We start from the raw sequence: 3,414 nt of genomic DNA on the forward strand, positions 1-3,414 counted from the left end.
CTCTCCTGGCTTAAAGTCTTTATCCAAACCTTTAACTCTCAACTTACGACAAGCCTTATTCAAACCACTATAATGGGTTGTTATTACTGATAAGGTTTTGTTCTCGTTAAAAATTTCAGCCACTGCATTCACAATAGCTCTCCCCTCTATTGGATTCGTTGTTCTTGCCAATTCATCAACTAGAACTAAAACATTCTCTTTGTTAATTGATGACTCAACCATCTCATTGATTTTCACCATTTCCGAAGCAAAAGACGATAAGCCATTTTGTTCTGATTGATCATCTCCTACCGAGACTAAAACTCGATGTACCAAGGAAACCTGTGCCGATTGCGCTGGCACAAAAAAACCAAACTGCAACAGGTATTGACAAAGTGCTAAGGTTTTTAAAATAACTGTTTTACCAGCCATATTAGCACCTGTTATAAAACAAACTGAGTGATTTAAATGAATATCAATGGCTTGAAATTTTCTATTTGATAAAGCCAATGTTTCCCTTATTTGAGGATGAAACATCGCTTTGTATTCAGTTGTGGATTCAGTAATCTGAGCTCGTGTAAAGTCCAATTTGTCAGCAAGGATAGCTTTAGCGACAATCACATCGAGATGCGCCACTTGATTCAGAGCTTTTTCCAGATCATTAGCGAAAGGATAAAGCTTCTCACATATTTTGCCCCTAACCTCTGCTTCAATTTCTTCTGATTGGCTTAGTAAGGATTCTAAATTCTGTCCAGTATACATTTCTGGATCAGTTTTTATGGCAGTCTTTAACTTTTTAATCTCCTTTCGAACACCAGCTAGTTCGCTAGAATAAGAATCGTAAATATAGAATGAAGGAATCCTATTATTCTCAGGATCCAAAATTGAGATCATTGAATTCAAATCTGGAATCTCAATCAATGTGGTTTCAAACTCATTCTGAAGTTTAAGTATCTCGTAAGATACGAGTGCGAAAGATTTGATCTCGAAAAGCTCAATATCATCTAAAACTAAGTTTGACTTGATATTTTTAACGCTTCCTTTGATGTCACGCACTTGCATGAGTTTGGTCTGAATTTTATGAATCAGTCCTGCTTTTTTGCCTCTTAAAATTGAATAAGCACGATTGACCAAATCAAGTTCCTGATTAATCTCTTTAGCCTGATACATCATGAACGTATCGAGCAAGTAGCGCTTTCCCAAACTGGATTGCAGCTGCATACTCTCCACCAAATATTGAAGACCTTTTACTTGAGATATAGCAGTTCTTAATTTCATTTATCGATCTATTCTTAAATCACATTTCGACGGGCTCAATACAGGCTCCGCAAAGTGTCCGTTTAATTCTCTTACATTATAGACTGGCAATTTCAGCTTTTCTTCCATTGCTTGCTTTAATTCGTCTGAATTCAAACAATAACCATCTGGTGATACCGGATTGATGCAAACCGCTATCAACTTTGTTTTTTGAAGGACTTTAATCCTTCCACCTCTTTTAATAAAGGCATAATAGGTTTCGGGAGAGGCAAATATTCTCGTAAAATCCCTAACGATAATCTCAATATCTTTTATTTGTTTCTGAATCCTTAAAAAGTTCAAAAATTTATCAGTAATCGCACCATTTATGAAGATTCGATTCCCTTGTGTAAAGAGTTTATCCTTTGCTTTTTCTATCAATAAAATAGATTCTATTTCTAAATCGAAAAGCTCTCCTTCTCCAGAAATAGCCCAAACCCCTTTTTGTATTGGTAAAAGGTGCTCTTTTAGATTTTCTTCTACAGCCTTCAAGCTGATGAGATCATAGGTATAATTGGTTTTATAAACCAATTGTGGGATATTAGACGAAAGTGCTGCTCCAGTAGCCAAAATCATGGCTTCGGTAACTGCTGGCGATCCCAAACTCTTCCGCGATAAGGCCCCATCAACAAGGGTCAAATCAACATCAAAGCTTTTCATTTGAATAATTAGGTCCTTGATAGCTGCATTGCTAGCTGGACCTGAGATCATCACCTTGTCGCTTGATTTTGCTTTTGCCGTTACCAAACGACCTAATGAGGTCGATTGTGTACTGACATCCAAAACTTCGGCGATCATTTTTTTCTGCTGATAATGCAATTCGGAAGTCACAAAAATCATCCCCTCATAAACCTCAATTTCAGGCTTGTGAGTTTGAGTTACCAAGTCGGAGTTCTCCCCATCAATACCAATGGAAGTCAGAGCAATTTGTTTAGTGCTGCCGCTCAATCGCGACAGCACATAATTCAAACACTCGGTCTTCCCGGTATTTTTTTCAAGTCCAACAATGGATAGACTTTTGTATTTTTCTATTTCCTTTATAAAAGGCATTCAGCTTTTTTATTTCTCTCTTTACGTTGCAATAACGATGGCTCAATTGCCAATCTACTACCATCAAGAAGAGAAGCGACACCTTCTGGCTGTTTGTGATCAGCACATTCTGGACAGTGACAATCTTCAGTATAACCTTTAGGTTCGGTATAAGTTGTGATTACACCTTCGAAGTTACGCAAAATCACTTTAGAAGGACTCTGAGAAACAACATACTGGGGCATAACTGGGATTTTACCTCCACCACCTGGAGCATCAACTACAAAAGTAGGTACTGCAAATCCGGAAGTATGACCACGTAAACTTTCGATGATTTCGATCCCCTTAGAAACTGGTGTTCTAAAGTGCTCAAGTCCCATAGATAAGTCACACTGATAGATGTAGTATGGACGAATACGGTTCATCACCAAATTGTGAACCAATTTCTTCATAATATGAACACAGTCGTTAACACCTCTCAATAATACTGACTGGTTACCCAATGGTACACCTGCATTAGCTAAACGAGCAATCGCTGCTTTAGCCTCAGGAGTCATCTCGTCAGAGTGATTGAAGTGAGTATTAACCCATACTGGATGGTATTTCTTAATCATGTTAACCAATCCTTCGGTAATACGCTGTGGCAATACAACAGGCGTACGTGTTCCGATACGAATGATTTCAACATGAGGAATATCACGTAATGAGCTAATGATATATTCTAATTTATCATCACCAATCAAAAGAGCATCACCACCAGAAAGAACAACGTCTCTAACTTGAGGTGTATTTCTGATATACTCAATTGCCTTCTCAATATTATCCTGTGGAGTAGAAGCATCAGACTGACCTGCAAAACGACGACGAGTACAGTGACGACAATACATTGAACACATATCAGTGATCAGGAATAATACTCGATCCGGATAACGGTGAGTTAAGCCAGGAACTGGAGAATCTTCATCCTCATGCAATGGATCTAGTAGGTCAGCATCAGCATGATGAACTTCCAATGCAGTAGGAATAGCCTGCTTACGAACAGGACAATCTGGATTATTTACATCTACTAGAGATAAATAATAGGGTGTAATAGCCATACGCAATGTTGCC

The 3,414-nt window shown here is 38.1% G+C and carries 3 protein-coding genes; all 3 read right to left on the reverse strand.

The features are described from left to right. A partial coding sequence (locus ABY905_RS15275; protein ID WP_407936036.1) for a MutS-related protein occupies positions 1 to 1,257 on the reverse strand: 1,257 nt, incomplete at its 3' end. Then, positions 1,258 to 2,325 carry a hypothetical protein gene (locus ABY905_RS15280; RefSeq protein WP_372645425.1) on the reverse strand — a complete coding sequence of 356 codons (1,068 nt, stop codon included), beginning with the start codon at positions 2,323 to 2,325 and terminating at the stop codon, positions 1,258 to 1,260. Further along, positions 2,313 to 3,414: lysine 2,3-aminomutase (gene ablA, locus ABY905_RS15285; RefSeq protein WP_372645427.1), on the reverse strand; the 1,102-nt coding region annotated here is incomplete at its 5' end. The genes ablA and ABY905_RS15280, both read right to left, overlap by 13 nt.

Source organism: Ancylomarina sp. (genome assembly GCF_041555295.1).
Lineage (GTDB): Bacteria > Bacteroidota > Bacteroidia > Bacteroidales > Marinifilaceae > Ancylomarina.